The following is a 21,986-nucleotide window of genomic DNA, read 5'->3' on the forward strand; positions in this document are numbered from 1 at the left end:
TCCCGCCTTTGGTTGGAAACGACAAGACAACGATCGCCATCCCGTCAGCTCTGTCATCTACGCGCGTAGGCTCCGACCGGCTACCCTCGTCCGCGTGAACGCATCTCTTCTTCCGGACGACATCCAGGGCGACCCGCACGCCGCCGCTGACGCCGCTGCCGCCCGCCTGCGCGAACTGACCGGCGCCGAGACCCACGACGTCGCCCTCGTGATGGGCTCCGGCTGGGCGCCGGCCGTGGACGCCCTCGGCGCCCCGGACGCCGAGTTCCAGGTCACCGAGCTGCCCGGGTTCCCGCCGCCGGCGGTGGAGGGACACGGCGGCAAGATCCGCTCGTACCGGATCGGTGCGAAGCGGGCCCTGGTCTTCCTCGGCCGCACCCACTACTACGAGGGCCGTGGCGTGGCGGCCGTGGCCCACGGCGTGCGCACCGCGGTGGCCGCCGGCTGCAAGACGATCGTCCTCACCAACGGCTGCGGCGGCCTCCGCGAGGGCATGCGCCCCGGCCAGCCGGTCCTGATCAGCGACCACATCAACCTCACGGCGACGTCCCCGATCATCGGCGCGAACTTCGTCGACCTGACCGACCTGTACTCCCCGCGCCTGCGCGCCCTGTGCAAGGAGGTCGACCCCACGCTGGAGGAGGGCGTCTACGCCCAGTTCCCCGGCCCGCACTACGAGACTCCGGCGGAGATCCGCATGGCCCGCGTCATCGGCGCGGACCTGGTGGGCATGTCGACGGTCCTCGAAGCGATCGCCGCGCGCGAGGCTGGTGCGGAGGTCCTCGGCATCTCCCTGGTCACGAACCTGGCGGCCGGCATGACGGGCGAGCCCCTCAACCACGAGGAGGTCCTCCAGGCGGGCCGCGACAGCGCGACGCGGATGGGTTCGCTGCTGGCACAGGTACTCGAACGAATCTGACGGTACGTGTGGGCTGCGCCTACGGGGTGCCAGGTGCGGTTGTTCGGCGAGTGCGGTTCCGTCGTGGCTGGTCGCGCAGTTCCCCGCACCCCTGAGGAGTTGCAGTCCACCTGCGCCACGACGGAACCCCCACCGGGCCGCCGGCCGCGTACGGCGTGAAGGGGCCGGGGTGGGGGGTGTCCGCCCGCAGCGGCCGGCGTCCGGAACCGAGAACTGACCGAGAGACCGAGCCGCCGGACCGAGGACGGACACCCCCCACCCGCGCCGAGCTCGCCCAGCTCATCGAATCCGGAGACGTCAAGGAACTGGAAGCCCGCTTCAGCGGCACCCTCCAGTTCGGCACCGCCGGCCTGCGAGGCGAACTCGGCGCCGGACCGATGCGCATGAACCGCACGGTCGTCATCCGAGCCGCCGCCGGCCTCGCCGCCTACCTCAAGAAGCACGGCAACGAGAACGGCCTCGTCGTCATCGGCTACGACGCCCGCCACAAGTCGAAGGACTTCGCACGGGACACCGCCGCCGTGATGACCGGCGCCGGCCTCAGGGCAGCCGTCCTCCCCCGCCCCCTCCCCACCCCCGTCCTGGCGTTCGCCATAAGGCACCTGGGCGCGGTGGCCGGCGTGGAGGTCACCGCCAGCCACAACCCGCCCCGCGACAACGGCTACAAGGTCTACCTCGGCGACGGCTCCCAGATCGTCCCGCCCGCCGACGCGGAGATCGCCGCGGAGATCGAGGCGATCGGTTCCCTCCTCGACGTCCCCCGCCCCGACACGGGCTGGGAGACCCTCGACGACACGGTCCTCGACGCCTATCTCACCCGCACCGACGCCGTACTCGCCGCCGGCTCCCCCCGCACCGCCCGTACCGTCTACACGGCGATGCACGGAGTAGGCAAGGACACCCTCCTCGCCGCGTTCGCCCGCGCGGGCTTCCCCACCCCCGACCTGGTCGCGGAACAGGCCGACCCGGACCCCGACTTCCCGACCGTCGCCTTCCCCAACCCGGAAGAGCCCGGCGCGATGGACCTGGCCTTCGCGAAGGCGAGCGAGACCGACCCCGACCTGATCATCGCGAACGACCCCGACGCCGACCGCTGCGCAGTGGCCGTCAAGGACAACCGCCCCAAGGACAACGGCACCGAGGACGACAACGGCTGGCGCATGCTGAGCGGCGACGAGGTCGGCTCCCTCCTCGCCACCCACCTGGTGGCCCGCGGAGCCCACGGCACCTTCGCCGAGTCGATCGTCTCCTCCTCCCTCCTCGGCCGGATCGCCGAGAAGGCGGGCCTCTCCTACGAGGAGACCCTCACCGGCTTCAAGTGGATCGCCCGCGTGGAGGGCCTGCGCTTCGGCTACGAGGAGGCCCTCGGCTACTGCGTGGACCCCGAGGGCGTACGGGACAAGGACGGCATCACCGCGGCCCTTCTCATCACGGAGCTCGCCTCCGGGCTGAAGGAACAGGGCCGCACGCTCACCGACCTCCTCGACGACATCGCCGTGGAACACGGCTTGCACGCCACGGACCAGCTCTCGGTCCGCGTGGAGGACCTGTCGATCATCGCCAGGGCGATGGAGCGGCTCCGCGAGCACCCGCCGACCGAGCTCGCGGGCCTGCCCGTCACCAAGGCGGAGGACCTCACCCGGGGCACGGACCGGCTCCCGCCCACCGACGGGCTGCGCTACACCCTCACGGGCGCCCGGGTCATCGTCCGCCCGAGCGGCACGGAGCCGAAGCTGAAGTGCTACCTGGAGGTGGTGATCCCGGTGGCCGGCCACGCGGACCTGCCGACGGCCCGCGCCAAGGCGACCGCCCTCCTGGCGACGATCAAGCAGGACCTCTCAGCAGCAGCCGGCATCTGACCACACCCGCCCCCACCCAGGCACCGCACCACGCCTCCTGCCCCCCACCCCCGATCCGAGGGGCGGCCCCCGTCCGGGCCGCCCCTCACCCCATCCGTCAGCGCGCCTTCCGCGCCACGACGAACCGATCCACCTCCGCCCCCGTCGCCGCCAACGCCCGCACGGTCAACGTGGCCGTCCGCCCCGCCGCAGCCGGCTGCACATCGACCCGGATGAACGAGTAGCCGGTGTACCGCACCCGCGACCAGTCCACGCTCTCGGTGACCTTGCCCCCCGCACCGGTGCAGTACGTCGGCACCGCCCCGACCTCGTCCTCGTGCCCTTCGTAGCTGTCGGCCACGGGAAAGCTGTAGACGCTCTCCCCGCCCGCGCCCGCGGTCACGTACACGACACCGCCACGGGCCGGTTCGTGCGTGCCCCCGATGGGCAGTGCCCGCACGGCCTTGTCCCGCACCACGGGGTCGGTCCGCTCGTAGACGTGGTTGTGCCCGTTGACGACGAGGTCCACCTGGTGCTTCTCGTACAGCGGCACCCACTGCTCCCGCACCCCGCCCTCGGAGGCGTGCGAGCTGGTGGTGGAGTAGGCGCAGTGGTGATGGAACACCACCACGAAGTCGACCCCCGGCGTCTTCCGCAGCTCCCCCAGCCGCCGGTCCAGCCACGCGGTCTGACGGCCGTCCGTGTAACCCCGGTTGGCCGGGATCTCGTACGACACGTCGTTGGCGTCGACCGAGACGACGGCCACGTTCCCGTGCACGAAGGAGTACACGCCCGGTGCCTTCTCCGGGTCGAACCCGGTGCCGGGGAGCGTGAAGCGGGCCTCGTTGCCGCCGTAGCCGTTGGGCGAGTACCAGGCCTCCATGTCGTGGTTGCCGAACGCCACCATCCACGGCACCCGGCTGGACATCGGTTCGATCTGCGCGAGGAACTGGTCCCACTGCCGGGCGTCGTAGTTGCTGCTGTCGGCGGGCAGCCCGTGCCCGGTCTCCTCGGCGTAGCAGATGTCACCGGCGTGCAGGTGGAAGGCCGGGTTCTGGGCCTGGACGAGGGCGTTGAGGCCGATCGACGTGTAGCTCGGGTTCTGGTCGCCGAAGGCCGTGAACGTGAAGGGCCGCCTGCTGCGGGCGTCGGGGGCGGTGGTGAAGGAGTAGACGGTGTGCGCGGCACCGGGGTGGGCCGGGTCGAAGCCGCGGTGGCCGACGCCGTAGTAGTAGGTGGTCCCGGGCCGCAGGTTGTCCAGGGCCGCGTGCACGTAGTACTGGTCGATGTCGGCGCTCTTGCCGACACCGGCCGGGGTGAACAGGTCCCGCACCTCGGCGGGGACCTTGTGGCCGAGGTCGAGCGGGCTGAGCCCGATCCGCAGGAAGGGGTCGCGGACGGGCAGCGGGACCTGCCAGGACACCCGCATCTGGGTGCGCGGGTCGGCGCCGTAGGCGAGGTGCCGGCCGAACGGCGCCACGAGCGCGCCGTCGACGTGCTCGGTGGCCGAGCGGGTGACGAGGTCGGGGCCGGCCGCCCGCGCCGTACCGCTCGCGGCGAGTCCGGCCGCGCCGGCGACCGCGGTCGCGGCGAGCAGGCCGCGCCGGGACAGGGACCGCCGGAGGTACTCGTGCCGCTCCGGCATGCTCAGGGTGTCCGCGAGACGGGCGGGGATGCCCATGCGCGGGGTGTTCAGGGGTGCGTTCATGGCCGGAGGCTGACAGCGGCCGGTGAATGGCGATTGGACTGGACCTCTGCGTTGGCCCATGTACGGGTCCGTAGCACCCCATCGGGTGATTTAGGAATGGATGTTGACCTTGGTTCCGCGTCCGGCCCCCACTCCCGGGCAACGGTGGACGGGAAGCGCACCCGAGCCAGTCCTGGAGGCCCGTCACCGTGTCCTCGACCGCCCTCCGGCCGCCCCCGAACCGAGCGAACGGCACGGCCGACGCCACCGACGCCCCGGACGCACCCCACCACCGCGTCCCGGCCCTGGCACGGGCCCTCCTCGCGTACGTCGGCGTGCGCGCCCTGGGCCTAGCCGTGCTGACCCTGTGGGCGCACCGCCAGCACCACGGCGTCTGGCCGATCCTGGCGACCCAGTGGGACGCCGAGTACTACCTCGGCATCGCCGACCACGGCTACGCCCATGCGCTGGGCGGCATGGACGGCGGCAACAACCTGGTCTTCTTCCCGCTGTACCCGGTCCTCGCCAAGGCCGTCGCCGCCGTCACCCCGGGCACCCGCGCCACCACGGGCCTGTGCCTGGCCGTCGCCGCCTCCCTGCTCGCGGCCTGGGGCGTCCACGCGGTCGGCGACCGCCTCCACGGCCCGCGGGCGGGCGTCCTGCTGACCGTGCTGTGGGCCGCGCTCCCGGTCGGCCTGGTCCAGTGGATGGGCTACACGGAGTCCCTGTTCACGGCGTGCGCGGCCTGGGCCCTGTACGCCCTGCTCACCGACCGCCCCCTCACCGCGGCCGGTCTCGCGACCCTGGCGGGCCTGACCCGTCCGACGGGCATCGCGGTGGCCGCCGCCGTCACCCTGACCTGCCTGCTCTCCTGGCGCCGCCCTCGCGCACTCCTGGCCGCCGTCCTGGCCCCGCTCGGCTGGTGCGCGTACGTCGGCTGGGTGGGCCTGCGCCTGCACCGCTGGGACGGCTACTTCGCCGTACAGCGCACCTGGCGGAACGAGGTGGACGGCGGCCTGGACACCCTGCGCCAGTTCAGAAGCCTGCTGCTGTACGACCCGACACCGGAGCTGTTCCTGCTCCTGGTGACGGCGACCCTGCTGGCGTCGACGGCCCTCTTCGCCCTGTCCCTGCGAGACCGCCAGCCCGCAGCACTGCTGGTCTTCACAGCCCTCACCCTGCTGATCGTCCTGACCAGCGGCGGCGTCTACTTCCCCCGAGCCCGCTACCTGCTCCCCGCGTTCCCGCTGCTGCTCCCGATCGCCGTACGGCTGATGAAGGCACCGGCCCGCTACCGCCACATCGTCGTGAGCTTGGCTGTGCTGGGCTCGGCGTACTGGGGCGCCTACATGGCCCTTGTATGGACAGGCCCGCCATGAGGGCCTTCAGGGGCGCGGGGAACTGCGCGACAAGCCACAGCGAACCCGCACCCGCCAGACGCCAAAGCGTGGCACCCCCGCAGGCGTCACATGACTACTGCCAAAATCAAAAGAAGCACCGCCCCCGCCACCGCAGGCCCCACGATCTCGTATGCCCACCGCACCGAGACCTCCCCCTGCGACGCCGCCGCAGGACCGCGCGCCTCCAGCAGATCCCCCAGGTCATCCATGATCTGGTCGGTCTCCGCCCGCGTCGGCCCCTCGGGAACCGGCGTACGGCCACCGAGGCCGTCCATCTGCATCCCCCCGCCGAACAGCCCGAGCCCCCGGCTCGGTCCGCGCCCGGACTCCTGCCGGGCGGTCTGCCGGGCCGCCTTCTTGCGGCCGCGCAGCGAGACCGGGATCGCCCACAGCTGGTACTTGGTGCCGGACTTGCTGAGGACCTCGTTCGAGAACCCGGAGCGCAGCATCTCGATCTCGCCCCAGGGCAGGACGATCACCCGGAAGGGGTTGCGGATGCGCAGCCGGTCGTGGTTGGCGAACACGGCCGGGCGGAGGGTGAAGGCGATCACCAGCGGCACGAGCAGGAGCAGCGTGGCGAGGGCGAACCACGGCGTGTTGCCGCTGCCGGAGACGACCGCGTCGAAGCCGAGCCAGCCGATGATGACGAGGAGGAGGAAACCGCCGATCAGCGCCATGGGTGAGCGGTAGATGCGGTCCCTGGATTCCGGGGTTGCGGACGACATGCTCGCGATCCTAAGCGCCGCCGGTAAGAGCGTCCGTTCGACCCACTCGCCTTCCGTGTGGGTGACCTGCCCCCCTGTACAGCCGCTACGCGCGTAGATATGCTCGTCTGGTGACCATGCCCACCACTGCATCAGCCGCACACCCGCTCACGGACGTGACCGCGTCCGACAGCACGCTGCGCCGGTTCCTTCACGGGCTGCCCGGCGTGGACGCCGTCGGTCTGGAGGCCCGCGCCGCCTCCCTCGGTACCCGTTCCATCAAGACGACCGCGAAGGCGTACGCCATCGACCTCGCCATCTCGATGGTCGACCTGACGACGCTGGAAGGCGCGGACACCCCGGGCAAGGTCCGGGCGCTCGGCGCCAAGGCGGTCCGCCCCGACCCGACCGACCGGACGACCCCCGCCACGGCCGCGGTCTGTGTCTATCCCGACATGGTGGCCGTCGCCAAGGAGGCCGTCGCCGGTTCCGGTGTGAAGGTCGCCTCCGTGGCCACCGCCTTCCCGGCCGGCCGGGCCGCCCTGCCCGTGAAGCTGGCCGACGTGCGCGACGCCGTGGCCGCCGGTGCGGACGAGGTCGACATGGTCATCGACCGCGGGGCGTTCCTCGCGGGCCACTACATGAAGGTGTACGACGAGATCGTCGCCGTGCGCGAGGTCTGCGGGACCGACGCCCGGCTCAAGGTCATCTTCGAGACCGGCGAGCTGTCGACGTACGACAACATCCGCCGCGCGAGCTGGCTCGGCATGCTGGCCGGCGCGGACTTCATCAAGACGTCCACCGGCAAGGTCGCGGTGAACGCCACCCCCGCCAACACCCTGCTGATGCTGGAGGCGGTGCGCGACTTCCGCGCGCAGACCGGCGTCCAGGTGGGTGTGAAGCCGGCCGGCGGCATCCGTACGTCCAAGGACGCGATCAAGTTTCTCGTCCTGGTCAACGAGACCGCCGGCGAGGACTGGCTGGACAACCACTGGTTCCGCTTCGGCGCCTCCTCGCTCCTGAACGACCTGCTGATGCAGCGTCAGAAGCTGGCCACCGGCCGCTACTCCGGCCCCGACTACGTGACGGTGGACTGATCACCATGGCATCTGCATCCGCATTCGAGTACGCACCGGCGCCCGAGTCCCGCTCGGTCGTCGACATCGCCCCCTCCTACGGGCTGTTCATCGACGGCGAGTTCGTGGAGGCGGCCGAGGGCAAGGTCTTCAAGACCGTCTCCCCGTCCACCGAGGAGGTCCTGTCCGAGATCGCCCAGGCGGGCGAGGCGGACGTGGACCGCGCGGTGGGGGCCGCCCGCAGGGCCTTCGAGAAGTGGTCGGCGCTGCCCGGCTCCGAGCGCGCGAAGTACCTGTTCCGGATCGCCCGGATCATCCAGGAGCGCAGCCGCGAGCTCGCCGTCCTGGAGACCCTGGACAACGGCAAGCCCATCAAGGAGACCCGCGACGCCGACCTCCCCCTGGTCGCCGCGCACTTCTTCTACTACGCGGGCTGGGCCGACAAGCTGGAGCACGCCGGGTTCGGTGCGAACCCCAGGCCCCTCGGCGTGGCCGGCCAGGTCATCCCGTGGAACTTCCCGCTCCTGATGCTGGCGTGGAAGATCGCCCCGGCGCTCGCGACCGGCAACACCGTCGTGCTGAAGCCCGCCGAGACGACCCCCCTCTCCGCGCTCTTCTTCGCGGACATCTGCCGCCAGGCGGGCCTGCCCAAGGGCGTCGTCAACATCCTGCCGGGCTACGGCGACACGGGCGCCGCGCTCGTCGCGCACCCGGACGTCAACAAGGTCGCCTTCACCGGCTCCACGGCCGTCGGCAAGGAGATCGCGCGGACGGTGGCGGGTTCGCGGAAGAAGCTCACCCTCGAACTGGGCGGCAAGGGCGCCAACATCGTCTTCGACGACGCCCCGATCGACCAGGCGGTGGAGGGGATCGTCAACGGCATCTTCTTCAACCAGGGCCAGGTCTGCTGCGCGGGCTCCCGGCTCCTGGTCCAGGAGTCGATCCAGGACGAGCTGCTGGACTCCCTCAAGCGCCGCCTGTCCACGCTCCGTCTGGGCGACCCGCTCGACAAGAACACGGACATCGGCGCGATCAACTCCGCCGAGCAGCTCGCGCGGATCACCTCGCTGGTCGACAAGGGCGCGGCCGAGGGCGCCGAGCCGTGGTCCCCGGAGTGCGAACTGCCGTCCGCCGGTTACTGGTTCGCCCCGACGCTCTTCACGAACGTCACCCAGGCGCACACCATCGCACGCGACGAGATCTTCGGCCCGGTCCTCTCGGTGCTGACCTTCCGCACGCCCGACGAGGCGGTCGCCAAGGCGAACAACACGCAGTACGGCCTGTCGGCCGGCATCTGGACCGAGAAGGGCTCGCGGATCCTGGCGGTCGCGAACAAGCTCCGGGCCGGGGTCGTCTGGTCCAACACCTTCAACAAGTTCGACCCGACCTCGCCCTTCGGCGGCTACAAGGAGTCGGGCTTCGGCCGCGAGGGCGGTCGCCACGGCCTGGAGGCATACCTCGATGTCTGACCGCTTGAATGTGCTCAAGACCTACAAGCTGTACGTCGGCGGGAAGTTCCCGCGTTCCGAGAGCGGCCGGGTGTACGAGGTGACCGACGCAAAGGGCAACTGGCTGGCGAACGCGCCGCAGTCCTCCCGCAAGGACGCCCGTGACGCGGTCGTGGCCGCGCGCAAGGCGTTCGGCGGCTGGGCGGGCGCCACCGCGTACAACCGCGGCCAGGTCCTGTACCGGGTCGCGGAGATGCTGGAGGGCCGCAGGGCGCAGTTCGTCCACGAGGTGGCCGACGCGGAGGGCCTGTCGAAGTCGAAGGCCGCGGAGCAGGTGGACACGGCGGTCGACCGCTGGGTCTGGTACGCGGGCTGGACCGACAAGATCGCCCAGGTGGTCGGCGGCGGCAACCCGGTGGCGGGCCCGTACTTCAACCTGTCCTCACCGGAACCGACTGGCGTGGTCGCGGTCCTGGCCCCGCAGGAGTCCTCGCTCCTGGGCCTGGTGAGCGTCCTCGCCCCGGTGATCGCCACGGGCAACACGGCGGTCGTGGTGGCTTCGGAGAGGTCCCCGCTGCCCGCCCTCTCGCTGGCGGAGGTCCTGGCCACCTCGGACGTCCCCGGAGGCGTGGTCAACGTCCTCTCGGGCCGTACGGCGGAGATCGCGGCCCCGCTCGCCTCCCACCAGGACGTCAACGCGATCGACCTGGCGGGCGCGGACGAGGTCCTCGCGAAGGAGCTGGAGATCGCGGCGGCGGACAACCTGAAGCGGGTTCTGCGTCCACAGCCTGTGGACGACTGGACGGCAACACCGGGCATCGACCGCCTGACGGCCTTCCTGGAAACGAAGACGGTCTGGCACCCGACGGGTTCGCTGGGCGCCGGGGGCTCCTCGTACTGAAGACAGCGGCCGCAGGCCGCGTCTTCAGGGGCGCGGGGAACTGCGCGACCAGCCAGGACGCACCCGCACCCGGCAACGGTCCGCAGCTCCCCGACGCCCTCCGCGCCCCACCGAACGTCACCCGTTCCCGAGCAACCCCGCCACCTGCCCCACCACCGGCAGCGACCCGATCGACTGCGCCTGAGCCACCGGCCCCGTCAGCGCCTGCGTGGCCAGCGGCTGGAAGTCGGCGAGCTGGGTGCCGACCCCGTTGTCGAGCGGGTCGACTCCCGTGCCGGCGAGGGGGTTGGGCTTGAGTCCGGCCACCGGCCCGGTGACGTATCCGACCGTGCCGGTGAGTCCCTGCAACCCCGCCTGCGGGTCGACGTTCCCCAGGGAGGTCGGCCGGGTGCGCATCACGTCGACGACCGGTTCCGCAGCGGAGGCCGCCGCCGCTCCGGCGCCGAGCGCCACTCCCGCGGTCGCCAGGGCGACCAGCGCCCGCTGGGCGGTCGGGTTCTCGTATCGGGCCATCGTTGCTGCCACCTTATCCGTACGCGGGGTAATCGAGTCGGCACGAAGGGTAGTTGAAGTGTGACGCGCGCTTCAAAGCCGACCCGCGGGGTCGATGAACAGCAGGTGAATGCCTCACACTGGTGTCCCGTGAGCTCCCAACCGCCCATACCGATGCGAGTCGTGCTGCTCTGCGGCCCCTCCGGCTCCGGCAAGTCCCTCCTCTCGGCCCGGTCCGGACTTCCGGTCCTCCGGCTCGACGACTTCTACAAGGAGGGCACCGACCCCACGCTGCCGCTGGTGGCGGGGAGCTCCGACATCGACTGGGACCATCCCGGGTCCTGGGACGCGGACACCGCGGTGGCCGCGATCGTGGACCTGTGCCGTACGGGCCGTACGCAGATCCCGGTCTACGACATCTCGCTGAGCGCCCGCACCGGCGAGGAGACGGTCGACCTGGGCCGCACCCCGCTGTTCATCGCGGAGGGCATCTTCGCCGCGGAGATCGTCACGCGCTGCCGGGAGCTGGGTGTGCTGGCCGACGCGCTGTGTCTGAGCCGGGGCCCGGTGCGCACCTTCCGGCGCCGGTTCCTGCGGGATCTGCGGGAGGGCCGCAAGTCGGTGCCGTTCCTGCTGCGTCGCGGCTGGCGGCTGATGCGCCTGGAGCGCTCGATCGTCGCCCGCCAGACCGCCCTCGGCGCCCACCCCTGCGACAAGGACGAGGCCCTCACCCGCCTCACGGCCGCGGCGGCCGCCCCCCGCCCGGCACCGACGCCGGCGCCCTGAACGCGAACGGCTCCTTCTCCGTCGTAGGACCGGAAACACGGTCCTTCGGAAAGGAAGCCGATGACAACTGCCCTGCGGGTCCTCGCGTTCGCCCTCCTCGCGGCCGTCGCCGGCTGCGGCCCGGCCGAGGAGCACGGTGAGGCGGCCTCCTCCTGCGCGGGCGCGGTGCGGTACGAGAACCGTGTCTATCTGCCCGCCGGGGAGATCGGCTTCACGGTGGGCGAGCGGCTGGGGACCGCGGAGATCCCGGAGTGCGACGACACTCCGGGCGACTCCGAGGTCACGATTCCGCGGGGCACCACCGGCGCGTACGCCGTCCAGGGGCGCGAGACCGCCGAGGCCGTCGCCGTCGGTGACACACCCGCCGGGGCGCGGCTGATGGAGGCCGGCTGACCGCACACGCCAAAGCGGGACTGGACGGACCCCCCGGCCCTCCAGTCCCGCTTCTTGGTGCTTCCCCGTTGTCCCCCGCCCGGGTACCGGCCCCCCAGCCGATACCCGGTCCCCCACTCTGTGGTGCGGTCCCCCCGCTTGTGGTGCTGTCCCCCACCGGTGGTGCGGTCCCCCCGGACCACTGGCGGTGCGACCCCCCGAACCCTCAGGCCACGAGCTCCCCGAAGGCGTTCTCCTCGTCACGGCCGAAGCTGAGGACCTCGTCCTCGCGCAGCCGGCGGAGCGACCGCCAGATGCTGGACTTCACCGTGCCGACACTGATGTCGAGGATCTCCGCGATCTCCGGGTCGGTGCGGCCCTCGTAGTAACGAAGGACCAGCATCGTGCGCTGGAGCTCGGGGAGCCGGGCGAGCGCCTGCCACAGGACCGCGCGCAGTTCGGTGCCGCGCATCGCGTCCGTGTCGCCGGGCGTCTCCGGCAGTTCCTCGGTCGGGTACTCGTTCAGCTTGCGGCGGCGCCACGCGCTGATGTGCAGGTTCGTCATGGTGCGGCGGAGGTAGCCCCCGACCGCGGCCTTGTCGCTGATCCGGTCCCACGCCCGGTACGTCGAGAACAGCGCGCTCTGGAGCAGGTCCTCGGCCTCGAAGCGGTCACCGGTCAGGTGGTAGGCGGTGGCGTACAGGGAGGCGCGGCGCTCCTGGACGTAGGCGGTGAACTCCGCCTCCGACAGCGAACGACGCTCCCCCGTCTCCTCCCTGTACGACGATCCCCCGTGCGTTTCCCCCGTGCAGGTGTCAACCACCGACATGTACGTGGTGTGCTGACGCCCGGTGCCGCGAGCGCACCCCCGCCCGCTTGCGGCACCGGACTTCTCCGGACCCCGGCCCCCGTTCACGTCGTGGAGACGCGTGATCACTGCGCCAGTGTTGGTGCTGTGCAGCGTGTTCATCTCGCGCCCCCCGTCGTGGACTTCCGGTGTTCGGTCGTTCCGGGCGGTACTTCCTTGCCCGTGCCGAGAAGCTTGCCCTCGCACCTTCATGGCCGTGTCCGCCGACTGTCACAGACCTGTCACAGGGCCCCGTCGCAGGAATCGCACAGGACGGGCACAGAGAGCAGCGGTATGCGCACGCACGTGTACAGGTGTCGATACCCGACCGTGCCATGGGCCAGAATGAGCCCGTGCCTTCCCTGTTGCTGATCGAGGACGACGACGCCATCCGTACGGCCCTGGAGCTGAGTCTCACGCGCCAGGGCCACCGGGTTGCCACCGCTGCCACCGGTGAGGACGGCCTCAAACTGCTGCGTGAGCAGCGGCCGGACCTGATCGTGCTGGACGTGATGCTGCCCGGTATCGACGGGTTCGAGGTGTGCCGGCGCATCCGGCGCACGGACCAGTTGCCGATCATTCTGCTGACCGCGCGCAGCGACGACATCGACGTGGTGGTCGGGCTGGAGTCCGGCGCCGACGACTACGTGGTCAAGCCGATCCAGGGACGGGTCCTCGACGCCCGGATCCGGGCCGTGCTGCGCCGCGGCGAACGCGAGTCGACCGACGCGGCGAGCTTCGGCTCCCTGGTCATCGACCGTGCGGCCATGACCGTCACGAAGAACGGCGAGGACCTCCAGCTCACGCCGACCGAGCTGCGGCTGCTCCTGGAGCTGAGCCGGCGGCCCGGACAGGCGCTGTCCCGGCAGCAGTTGCTGCGGCTGGTGTGGGAGCACGACTACCTCGGTGACTCGCGCCTGGTGGACGCCTGTGTGCAGCGGCTGCGCGCCAAGGTCGAGGACGTGCCGTCGTCCCCGACGCTGATCCGGACCGTGCGCGGTGTGGGCTACCGGCTGGACACACCTCAGTGACCGAAGCGCAAGGGGGGCTCCGCGGCTGGTTCGCGGCGCGCAAGGGCATGTGGTCACGGCTGCGCTTCACCAGCCTGCGGCTGCGTCTCGTCGTGGTGTTCGGCCTGGTGGCGCTGACCGCGGCCGTGTCCGCGTCCGGTATCGCCTACTGGCTCAACCGCGAGGCGGTCCTCACCCGCGCCCAGGACGCGGTGCTGCGCGACTTCCAGCAGGAGATGCAGAACCGCGCGGGCGCGCTGCCCGAGGAGGCCACGCAGGACGAACTCCAGCAGGCGGCGGGGCAGATGGCGGGCAGCAGCCAGCGCTTCAGCGTGCTGCTGGTGGGCACCGACGGGAACGGCAAGACGGTGTACGGCACTTCGGGCGCCCTGGACGGGTTCACGCTCCAGGACGTGCCGGTGTCGCTGCGCGAGGCGGTGAACGAGAAGCAGAGCGTCGACTCCGCCAACAAGTCCGCCTACCACCTGTACTGGCAGCGGATCGTCGACCACGACACGCCGTATCTGGTCGCCGGCACGCGCGTGATCGGCGGTGGCCCGACCGGCTACATGCTCAAGTCCCTCGAGCCGGAGGCCAAGGACCTCAACTCCCTCGCCTGGTCGCTGGGGATCGCCACCGGCCTCGCGCTGATCGGCTCCGCGCTGCTCGCGCAGGCCGCCGCGACGACCGTACTGAAGCCCGTGCACCGGCTGGGGGTTGCCGCCCGGCGGCTCGGCGAGGGCCGCCTCGACACCCGGCTCAGGGTGTCCGGCACCGATGAACTCGCGGACCTGTCAAGGACGTTCAACTACGCCGCCGAGGCGCTGGAGAAGCGGGTCGACGACATGGCGGCCCGGGACGACGCCTCCCGGCGTTTCGTGGCGGACATGAGCCATGAGCTGCGGACACCGCTCACCGCGATCACCGCGGTGACGGAGATCCTGGAGGAGGAGCTCGAGGCGGAGTCCGGCTCGATAGACCCGATGATCGAACCGGCGGTGCGTCTGGTGGTCAGCGAGACCCGCCGGCTCAACTCCCTGGTCGAGAACCTCATGGAGGTCACCCGCTTCGACGCCGGTACCGCCCGGCTGGTCCTGGACGACGTGGACGTGGCCGACCAGATCACCGCGTGCATCGACGCGCGCGCGTGGCTGGACGCGGTAGAGCTGGACGCCGAGCGCGGTATCCACGCCCGCCTGGACCCGCGGCGCCTCGACGTCATCCTGGCCAACCTCATCGGCAACGCGCTCAAGCACGGCGGCTCCCCGGTGCGGGTGGCCGTCCGGGCCGCCGACGACGAGGTGGTCATCCGGGTCCGGGACCACGGCCCCGGCATCCCCGAGGACGTCCTGCCGCACGTCTTCGACCGCTTCTACAAGGCCAGCGCCTCCCGCCCGCGCTCCGAGGGCAGCGGCCTCGGCCTCTCCATCGCCCTGGAGAACGCCCACATCCACGGCGGCGAGATCACCGCGGCCAACTCCCCCGACGGCGGTGCCGTGTTCACCCTCCACCTCCCCCGAGACGCCTCGGCCCTGACGGAACAGCCGACGGATGCCGAGAAGGACGAAGCCGGGGCGACGAAGGGGGACGCGTGATGACCGGGCAGCGGGAACAGCGGGGCCATGGCAGCCGGGTGACACGGACGCGGGCCGCCGGGGCGGTGCCTCCCGCGGCCTCGCCGGCGCCTCCCGCCGCTCCCTCGCTCGACGGCCGCGCGGCCCGTCAGGGCGGCGATTCCCCGTCGCGGCGGCAAGACACGGAACAGTCCCGGACGCGGCGCCCCGGTGTCATCGTGCGGCGGCTGCTCGCCGTGCCCCTGCTCGCCGTGCTGGTCGCCGGGTGCGGTATCCGGTCCACCGAGGTGCCCACCGACTTCGGGCCCGCGCCCTCCCGGGTGCGCTGCTCGCTGTCGGAGTCGGGGGCGGCCCGGGCGTCCGGAGGCCTCGCCGTGCAGGTGTTCCTGCTGTGCGGGTCGTCGCTGGTCGCCGTGGACCGGACCGTACGGGTACCGGACGGCACCGAGGACTCCGCCCGGCGGGTGCTGGTCGCGCAGGGACTCCTCGACCAGCTCGCCGAGACACCGTCCGCCGCGGAACGGGACGCCGGCTACCAGACGTACGTCCGCGGCGGCACGACCGTCAGCGGGCCGCGCCCCAAGGACCCCGAGGACACCCTCCGGCTGAGCACCCCGCCCGCCGAGCTCTCCCGCTACGCCCTCGCCCAGCTCGTGTGCACGTTCTCCGACTCGGCCGCGGCCGAGGGAGACGGCTCCGTCATCCTGGGCGGCCCCGGCACCGCCCCCGTGCGCCGCTACGACTGCACGGACGAGGTCCGCTCCCAGCCGAGCAGCCACCAGCCGCCGTCGAGCGAGGTGCCGAAGGGCTGACGGGGGTCCGGCCACCCCGTGTGGCGCAGACCTCACCCAGGTACCTCGGGGTGTTCCGGAACCGATCGTGCCGAGCGCGGCGTCTACGGGGTCGTGCAGCAAGGCTTCATCGGCGGCAATACCGCCCTTCGCGTCCGTGTGGCAGGAGGTGTCCTCCTCGTCGCACATCTCGCGTTCGTCGCCTGGTTCACCCTGCGGCCCCTCGACGTCCCCTGGGTCGTCCCCGCCAACCTGCACCCCCTGGCCGGCATCCGCGCCGACCTCGCCCTCGGCTGGCAGGAGGCGGCCCGCCGGATCGGCGAGGGGCTCGCCCTGCTGGCCCCGCTCGGCATCCTGATCCCGGTGGCGCACGGCAGGCTCTGGGCGTCCACACTGGGCTCCCTCATCCGCACGTCCGCCGCGGGCGCCCTGATCTCGCTGGGCATCGCGCTGCTCCAGACCGGTGTCCCCGGCCAGGTCGTCGACATCGACTCGCTGCTCCTGAACACCGCCGGTGTGGCGCTCGCGCACCTCGCGGTCGTGCCGGCCGCCCGCCACTGGCTCCGCCGCGGGGCGGGGCGAGGCCCGCGCCCCGCCGTCCGCCAGGAGGAGCCGGCTCAGGGTAGGACCCCGACGATTCCCAGGGTCGGGATCGCCCCGTAGAGCGACGCTTTGTGTCTTTCGTCTCCGTAGCGTGGAAAGCAGCTGGGAAGGGTCACTCGGACTCCCCCACCGACGCTCACGAAGGAGCCGCAATGTCCCGCCTCGCCCGCCCCACCAACGGCCGCATGATCGGCGGCGTGTGTGCCGCGCTGGCACGGCGCTTCGGCACCTCCGCGACCACCATGCGCGTGATCTTCCTGGTCTCCTGCCTGCTGCCGGGCCCCCAGTTCCTGCTCTACATAGCGCTGTGGATCCTCTTCCCCTCGGAGGAGAAGGCACAGACCGCCTGGTGACCTCCCGTGCGCACGTACGCCGGTGGGGCGCACCCCGTGTCCAGGGGTGCGCCCCACCGGCGCGTGCGAGGAGCGGCGGGCCCTGAGGACCCTTACGGTCCCGGGCCTGCCTCATGACTCCGCAGCTCAGCCGAGCGGTGCCTCCGTGGCTCAGCCGAGGACGGTCCGCAGCTCAGCCGAGCGAGGATTCCGTGGCTCAGCCGAGCGGCAGGCCGTTCACGCCGGTGCCGGCGCCACCGCCGGGCAGGACCTTGCCGATCGGCAGGCCGCCGAGGAGACCGGCGACGGGCGCGGTCGGACCGTCGGCGAGCACACGCTCGGCGGCGGGCTGCGCGGCCGCGAGGCCCGCGCCGAGAGCCGGCTGGGCCTGCGCCAGCGCCTCACCGGCACCCGGCAGCGCCTTGGTGAGGTTCTCGGTGGGAAGGCCCTGCGAGACGGAGCCGAGCGCCTGCGTGGCGTCGGGGACCGCCGGAGCGGCGTTCGCGGCACCCGCGCCGGCCGCGGCGAAGGCGGCACCGAGGGCGGCGACACCGAGGGTCTTGGCAGCAGACTGCTTCATGAAATGCGTCCTCGAAATGGGTTTACGGGGATGTGAGCGGTCCACGACCGTAAACATGCAGACCCGCCCGCCGCAAACATCGAAATGCGGACGGATTGTGAACACCCGCCCGCATTCCGTACCCGCGCATTCCCGCGCTCAGCCTTCCTCGGCCACAGAACCGCTGGTGGAGGCCGTCTGCTGGAACAGCCATTCGGACTTCAGCTCGGCATATCCGGGCTTGATGACGTCATTGATCATCGCGAGTCGTTCATCGAAAGGAATGAACGCTGATTTCATCGCATTGACGGAGAACCACTGCATGTCGTCGAGCGTATAGCCGAACGCGTCGACCAGGTGCTCGAATTCGCGGCTCATGCCGGTACCGGACATCAGCCGGTTGTCGGTGTTCACGGTCGCCCGGAAATGCAGCCGCCGCAGGAGTCCGATCGGGTGCTCGGCGTACGAGGCGGCCGCCCCGGTCTGGAGGTTGGAGCTGGGGCACAGTTCCAGCGGGATCCGCTTGTCCCGGACGTAGGAGGCGAGCCGGCCGAGCTTGACCGTGCCGTCCTCGTGGACCTGGATGTCGTCGATGATGCGCACCCCGTGCCCGAGCCGGTCGGCGCCGCACCACTGGAGGGCCTGCCAGATGGACGGCAGCCCGAAGGCCTCGCCGGCGTGGATCGTGAAGTGGTTGTTCTCGCGCTTGAGGTACTCGAAGGCGTCGAGGTGCCGGGTGGGCGGGTAGCCGGCCTCGGCGCCCGCGATGTCGAAGCCGACCACGCCGAGGTCGCGGTAGCGGTTGGCGAGTTCGGCGATCTCCAGGGCCCGGGCCGCGTGCCGCATCGCGGTGAGCAGGGCGCCGACGCGGATGCGGTGGCCGTTCGCCCGCGCCCTGCGCTCGCCTTCCCGGAAGCCCTCGTTGACGGCCTCGACGACCTCTTCGAGGGTCAGGCCCTTTTCGAGATGCTGTTCGGGGGCGTACCGCACCTCCGCGTAGACGACGCCGTCCTCGGCGAGGTCCTCGGCGCACTCGGCGGCCACCCGCACCAGCGCCTCGCGGGTCTGCATGACCCCGACGGTGTGCGAGAAGGTCTCCAGGTAGCGTTCCAGCGACCCCGAGTCGGCGGCCTCGCGGAACCAGACGCCGAGCCGGTCCGGGTCGTCCTCGGGGAGGCCGGTGTACCCGGTCTCGCGGGCGAGGTCGACGATCGTGCCGGGGCGCAGCCCGCCGTCTAGGTGATCGTGCAGCAGAACCTTGGGTGCTCGGCGGATCTGGTCCGAGCTCGGGGAGTTCCCCGTCCGGTCAGTCGTGCTCGTCATTTCCGCACTCTAACGCCTACGCGCGTAGATCGCCCGCTGTACGAATCCGTCGATACGTAACGGTGACCGCCCCGCCCCGTGTCGTACACCCGCACTTCTGACACTGTTCTGTCATGGCACAGCAAGCGACGCCGGTTCGCAGCGCCCGACTGGGCAGGACACTCGGCCCGGAGCCGGCGGCGGTGAGCGGTGTGGTGCTGCTCCTCCCGAGCGGCGACGAAACCTCTCTGCGCAGGCCCTCCGCCGTGCGACTGCCGTGCCCCGCGAGGGCGTTGGGGCGGCGACTGGCCCGCGCGGGCCGTCGGGACGGACTGGCGGCGCACCTGGTGCACTACCGCTACCGCGGGTGGAACGGCAGCGAGGCGCATCTCGCGCACGACGCCAACTGGGCCGCGGACGAGGCCGTACGGCGCTACGGGGACGTGCCCGTGGCCCTGGTCGGTGTCGACATGGGCGGGCGGGCGGCGCTGCACGCGGGTGGGCACGAGGCCGTCAACTCCGTGGTGGCGATCGCACCTTGGCTGCCCGAGGAGGACGTGGCGGCCTCCCCCGAACCGGTGAAGCAGCTCGCGGGGCGGCGAGTGCTCCTGGTGCACGGGACGAACGACCGGCGCACCGACCCCGAACTGTCGTTCAGGCTCGCCTCGCGGGCGAAGAAGGCGAACCGGGAGGTGTGCCGGTTCGAAGTCCACTCCGACGGACACGGGTTGCACCAGTACCGCTCCGAAGTCCAGGCGCTCACCGAGGACTTCGTGATGGGCGCGTTGTTCGGGCGGGCGCTGTCCCGTCCGGTGCAGGACGCGCTGGTGGCGCCTCCGCCGCTGGGGCTGCGGATGCCGCTGGCTTCGGGGTTCGGGGCACGGCGGCGGTAGGTCAGGGCGGGCGGTAGGTCAGGGCGGGCGGTAAGCCAGGGCGGGCGGTAGGCCAGGGCAGCCGGTGGGTCAGGGCAGGAGGCTGCCCCTTCTCGACAGCAGGAATTTCTTGAAGGCGGCCACCGGGGGCGTGTCCGGGTGGCCGTCCAGCCAGGCGACGCCGATCTCGCGTACCGCTCGTGGCGCGGTGACCGTCAGTTCCGAGACCCCCGGGCGGGGGAAGGCCGGCGGCGGGAGCAGCGCGACCCCGAGTCCCGCTGCCACCAGGCCCCTCAGGGTCTCCGCCTCCTCTCCCTCGAAGGCGATCCGCGGTCTGAAGCCGGCCTCCTGGCAGAGGTCGTCGGTGATGCGGCGCAGGCCGTAGCCGGGTTCCAGGGTGACGAAGACCTCGTCGGCGGCCTCGGCGAGGCGGACGCGTCTGCGACCGGCGAGGGGGTGGTCGGCGGGGACGACGAGCCGCAGCTTCTGCTCGTCGAGGCGGCGGGCGACGAGGTCCGGGGCGTCGGGGACCGGTGAGGTCAGGCAGAGGTCGAGTTCGCCCGCGCGCAGGCGCTCGATCATCGCCTCGCCGTAGTTCTGGACCAGGCTGAAGCGGACCCGGGGGTGGTCGGCGCGGAAGGCACGGATCAGACCGGGCACGGTCTCCGAGCCCATCGTGTGGAGGAACCCGAAGGCGACCTTGCCGGTGGCCGGGTCGGCGTCGGCCCGGACCTCGTCGGCGGCGCGCTCGATCTCGGCGAGGGCCCGCTCGACGGAGGCGAGGAAGGTGCGACCCGCGGGGGTGAGGGAGACCGTACGGCCGATGCGGGCGAACAGGTCGACGCCGAGGTCCTGCTCCAGGCGGACCATCGCACGCGAGAGCGTCGACTGGGGTACGTCCATCTCCTGGGCGGCGCGGGTGACGTGCTCGGTGCGGGCGACGCCGGCGAAGTAGGCCAGGCGGGGCGCGAGGAGCGGGACGATGTCTTCTGTGTCACTGGACGGTGACAGGCGGGCCTGTGACCTCTGCTGATGCTCCATGGGAACGATTATGGCGAATCCATGCATTGGACGGATGAGAGACGTCGTACGTAACTTCGAGGCATGCCTGCCAGTACCGAGGCGTCCACCCGCGTGGGCGCCGTGTCACCCGTCCCTGCCTCCGACGCCCCCGACTCCCGTATGGCCCCGGGCGGCCCCGGCTACCGCCGGATGAGCTTCGCCCTCTTCCTCGCCGGCGTCGCGACCTTCGCGCTGCTGTACTCCACGCAGGCCCTCCTCCCGCTGATCTCGGGCGAGTTCGGGGTGGCGGCGAGCGAGGCGAGCTGGACGGTGGCGGCGGCGACCGGCGGACTGGCGCTGTTCGTGCTCCCGATGAGCGCCCTCTCCGAGCGCTTCGGACGCCGTACGGTCATGACGGCCTCACTGGCGGTCGCGGTGACGGTCGGTCTCCTGGTCCCCTTCGCGCCCTCGCTGCCCGCGCTGGTCGCGCTGCGCGCGGTGCAGGGGGCGGCCCTGGCCGGGCTGCCGGCCTCCGCGACCGCGTATCTGGCGGAGGAGGTCCGCCCGAAGGCCCTGGTCACGGCGATCGGCCTGTTCGTCGCCGGCAACAGCGTCGGCGGGATGAGCGGCCGGGTCATCACGGGCTGGGTCGCGCAGGAATGGGGCTGGCGGGTGGCCGTCGGGGTCATCGGCGCGCTCGCGGTGGCCTGTGCGGTGGCGTTCCGCCTGCTGCTGCCGGCGCCGAGGCACTTCACGGCGGGCTCGCTGCGGCCGCGCGTGCTGCTCGGCACGGTCCGCGCCCACCTCTCCAACCCCCTGCTGTGCCGTCTGTACGCCATCGGCGCGCTGTTCATGACGGTCTTCGGCGGCGTCTACACCGTGATCGGCTACCGCCTGACCGAGGCACCCTTCTCGCTGCCCCAGGGCATCATCGGCTCGATCTTCCTGGTCTACCTCGTGGGCACGGTGTCCGCGTCGACGGCGGGCCGCCTGGTCGGCCGCCTCGGCCGCCGGGGCGCCCTGTACGCGGCGGGCGGCACGACGGCGACGGGTCTGGTCCTGTCCCTCGCGGGCTCCCTGCCGCTGGTCCTGCTCGGCCTGGTCCTGATCACGGGCGGCTTCTTCGCGGGGCACGCGGTGGCGTCCTCGGCGGTCAGCAAGACGGCCACCCACGGCCGCGCCCAGGCCTCGGCCCTCTACCAGTCCGCCTACTACATCGGCTCCAGCGCCGGCAGCACGGTCGGCGCGCTCGCCTTCCACGCGGGGGGCTGGGCCGGGACGGTCGGGGTCGGACTACTGGCGGTGCTCGGCGTGGTGTCGATCACCGTCCTCGGAACACGTGCGGCCCGGGCCCAGCAGCGGCTCGCGACGGCCTGAGCCGTACGTTCGCTTCCCCCTGGTCGAGGTCGGTCGACCGGGGGGATCGGTTTTTCTCCAGCGGGCCTTTGACCTGTGTGTTCACCCGCTCCAG

The 21,986-nt window shown here is 71.7% G+C and carries 22 protein-coding genes; 15 read left to right on the forward strand and 7 right to left on the reverse strand.

Annotation, left to right across the window (positions count from 1 at the left end; all coding sequences use genetic code 11):
- The first annotated feature begins 94 nt into the window (after positions 1-94).
- Together IF54_RS0110335 and IF54_RS0110340 are read left to right on the forward strand one after the other, a co-directional pair.
- Entirely contained in the window at positions 95-919 is an 825-nt protein-coding gene (locus tag IF54_RS0110335; protein ID WP_030316843.1) for a purine-nucleoside phosphorylase, read from the forward strand.
- A gap of 176 nt (positions 920-1,095) precedes the next feature.
- Positions 1,096-2,778, forward strand: coding sequence for a phospho-sugar mutase (locus tag IF54_RS0110340; protein WP_051735391.1), 1,683 nt, complete (start codon positions 1,096-1,098; stop codon positions 2,776-2,778).
- A gap of 97 nt (positions 2,779-2,875) precedes the next feature.
- Here the strand turns inward: IF54_RS0110340 and IF54_RS0110345 are convergent, their stop codons facing one another.
- Positions 2,876-4,438: a purple acid phosphatase family protein gene (locus IF54_RS0110345; protein WP_030316847.1), complete on the reverse strand. Its 1,563-nt coding sequence runs from the start codon at positions 4,436-4,438 to the stop codon at positions 2,876-2,878.
- Between the two features lie 215 nt (positions 4,439-4,653).
- Here IF54_RS0110345 and IF54_RS0110350 point away from each other — a divergent pair, with 215 nt between their 5' ends.
- The gene (locus IF54_RS0110350; RefSeq protein ID WP_030316850.1) at positions 4,654-5,823 is read left to right on the forward strand and encodes a membrane protein; all 1,170 of its coding nucleotides are present in this window, start codon (positions 4,654-4,656) and stop codon (positions 5,821-5,823) included.
- Between the two features lie 86 nt (positions 5,824-5,909).
- On the opposite strand, the gene IF54_RS0110355 is transcribed toward IF54_RS0110350, so the two are convergent.
- Entirely contained in the window at positions 5,910-6,569 is a 660-nt protein-coding gene (locus IF54_RS0110355) for a PH domain-containing protein (protein ID WP_030316852.1), read from the reverse strand.
- A 116-nt stretch (positions 6,570-6,685) separates the two neighbouring features.
- Between IF54_RS0110355 and deoC the strand changes: the two genes are divergently transcribed.
- The 3 genes from deoC to IF54_RS0110370 are packed head-to-tail and all read left to right on the forward strand — an operon-like array spanning position 6,686 to position 9,973.
- Positions 6,686-7,645 carry a deoxyribose-phosphate aldolase gene (deoC, locus tag IF54_RS0110360; RefSeq protein WP_030316854.1) on the forward strand — a complete coding sequence of 320 codons (960 nt, stop codon included), beginning with the start codon at positions 6,686-6,688 and terminating at the stop codon, positions 7,643-7,645.
- A gap of 5 nt (positions 7,646-7,650) precedes the next feature.
- Positions 7,651-9,093 (forward strand): aldehyde dehydrogenase family protein, encoded by a 1,443-nt coding sequence (locus IF54_RS0110365; RefSeq protein ID WP_030316855.1) that lies wholly within the window; start codon positions 7,651-7,653, stop codon positions 9,091-9,093.
- Positions 9,086-9,973, forward strand: coding sequence for an aldehyde dehydrogenase family protein (locus IF54_RS0110370; RefSeq protein ID WP_030316858.1), 888 nt, complete (start codon positions 9,086-9,088; stop codon positions 9,971-9,973). Before IF54_RS0110365 ends, IF54_RS0110370 begins: the two co-directional genes overlap by 8 nt.
- Positions 9,974-10,090: 117 nt before the next feature.
- Here IF54_RS0110370 and IF54_RS0110375 read toward each other — a convergent pair whose 3' ends face one another.
- Positions 10,091-10,486 (reverse strand): hypothetical protein, encoded by a 396-nt coding sequence (locus IF54_RS0110375; RefSeq protein ID WP_030316860.1) that lies wholly within the window; start codon positions 10,484-10,486, stop codon positions 10,091-10,093.
- Between the two features lie 60 nt (positions 10,487-10,546).
- Between IF54_RS0110375 and IF54_RS0110380 the strand changes: the two genes are divergently transcribed.
- Entirely contained in the window at positions 10,547-11,251 is a 705-nt protein-coding gene (locus IF54_RS0110380; RefSeq protein WP_078851928.1) for a uridine kinase family protein, read from the forward strand.
- 60 nt (positions 11,252-11,311) lie between these two features.
- Positions 11,312-11,644, forward strand: coding sequence for a DUF6281 family protein (locus tag IF54_RS0110385; RefSeq protein WP_030316864.1), 333 nt, complete (start codon positions 11,312-11,314; stop codon positions 11,642-11,644).
- A 205-nt stretch (positions 11,645-11,849) separates the two neighbouring features.
- On the opposite strand, the gene IF54_RS0110390 is transcribed toward IF54_RS0110385, so the two are convergent.
- A complete protein-coding gene (locus IF54_RS0110390) occupies positions 11,850-12,593 on the reverse strand; it encodes a SigE family RNA polymerase sigma factor (RefSeq protein ID WP_030316866.1) in 744 nt (247 codons plus the stop codon).
- Between the two features lie 230 nt (positions 12,594-12,823).
- Here IF54_RS0110390 and afsQ1 point away from each other — a divergent pair, with 230 nt between their 5' ends.
- The 5 genes from afsQ1 to IF54_RS0110415 all read left to right on the forward strand — a co-directional run bounded on the left by afsQ1 (position 12,824) and on the right by IF54_RS0110415 (position 16,801).
- A complete protein-coding gene (gene afsQ1, locus IF54_RS0110395) occupies positions 12,824-13,501 on the forward strand; it encodes a two-component system response regulator AfsQ1 (protein WP_020141253.1) in 678 nt (225 codons plus the stop codon).
- Positions 13,502-13,548: 47 nt separating this feature from the next.
- Entirely contained in the window at positions 13,549-15,075 is a 1,527-nt protein-coding gene (locus IF54_RS0110400; protein ID WP_234438965.1) for a sensor histidine kinase, read from the forward strand.
- Positions 15,076-15,269: 194 nt separating this feature from the next.
- Positions 15,270-15,866: a hypothetical protein gene (locus tag IF54_RS0110405; protein ID WP_030316869.1), complete on the forward strand. Its 597-nt coding sequence runs from the start codon at positions 15,270-15,272 to the stop codon at positions 15,864-15,866.
- 93 nt (positions 15,867-15,959) lie between these two features.
- Positions 15,960-16,508, forward strand: a complete 549-nt coding sequence (locus IF54_RS0110410) for a VanZ family protein (protein WP_030316870.1) — start codon at positions 15,960-15,962, stop codon at positions 16,506-16,508.
- 92 nt (positions 16,509-16,600) lie between these two features.
- Positions 16,601-16,801 (forward strand): PspC domain-containing protein, encoded by a 201-nt coding sequence (locus IF54_RS0110415; protein ID WP_020141249.1) that lies wholly within the window; start codon positions 16,601-16,603, stop codon positions 16,799-16,801.
- Positions 16,802-16,997: 196 nt separating this feature from the next.
- Here the strand turns inward: IF54_RS0110415 and IF54_RS0110420 are convergent, their stop codons facing one another.
- A complete protein-coding gene (locus IF54_RS0110420; protein ID WP_020141248.1) occupies positions 16,998-17,360 on the reverse strand; it encodes a hypothetical protein in 363 nt (120 codons plus the stop codon).
- 138 nt (positions 17,361-17,498) lie between these two features.
- The gene (locus IF54_RS0110425; RefSeq protein WP_030316871.1) at positions 17,499-18,662 is read right to left on the reverse strand and encodes an adenosine deaminase; all 1,164 of its coding nucleotides are present in this window, start codon (positions 18,660-18,662) and stop codon (positions 17,499-17,501) included.
- A gap of 113 nt (positions 18,663-18,775) precedes the next feature.
- Here IF54_RS0110425 and IF54_RS0110430 point away from each other — a divergent pair, with 113 nt between their 5' ends.
- On the forward strand, positions 18,776-19,534 hold the full coding sequence (locus IF54_RS0110430) for an alpha/beta hydrolase (protein WP_037819749.1): 759 nt from the start codon (positions 18,776-18,778) through the stop codon (positions 19,532-19,534).
- Positions 19,535-19,603: 69 nt separating this feature from the next.
- Here the strand turns inward: IF54_RS0110430 and IF54_RS0110435 are convergent, their stop codons facing one another.
- On the reverse strand, positions 19,604-20,554 hold the full coding sequence (locus tag IF54_RS0110435) for a LysR family transcriptional regulator (RefSeq protein ID WP_030316873.1): 951 nt from the start codon (positions 20,552-20,554) through the stop codon (positions 19,604-19,606).
- Between the two features lie 63 nt (positions 20,555-20,617).
- On the opposite strand from IF54_RS0110435, the gene IF54_RS0110440 reads away from it, so the two are divergent.
- Positions 20,618-21,892 carry an MFS transporter gene (locus IF54_RS0110440; protein WP_030316874.1) on the forward strand — a complete coding sequence of 425 codons (1,275 nt, stop codon included), beginning with the start codon at positions 20,618-20,620 and terminating at the stop codon, positions 21,890-21,892.
- Positions 21,893-21,986 lie beyond the last annotated feature (94 nt).

This window comes from Streptomyces sp. NRRL B-3229 (assembly GCF_000719505.1).
In the GTDB taxonomy this organism is placed as follows: Bacteria; Actinomycetota; Actinomycetes; order Streptomycetales; family Streptomycetaceae; genus Streptomyces; species Streptomyces griseorubiginosus.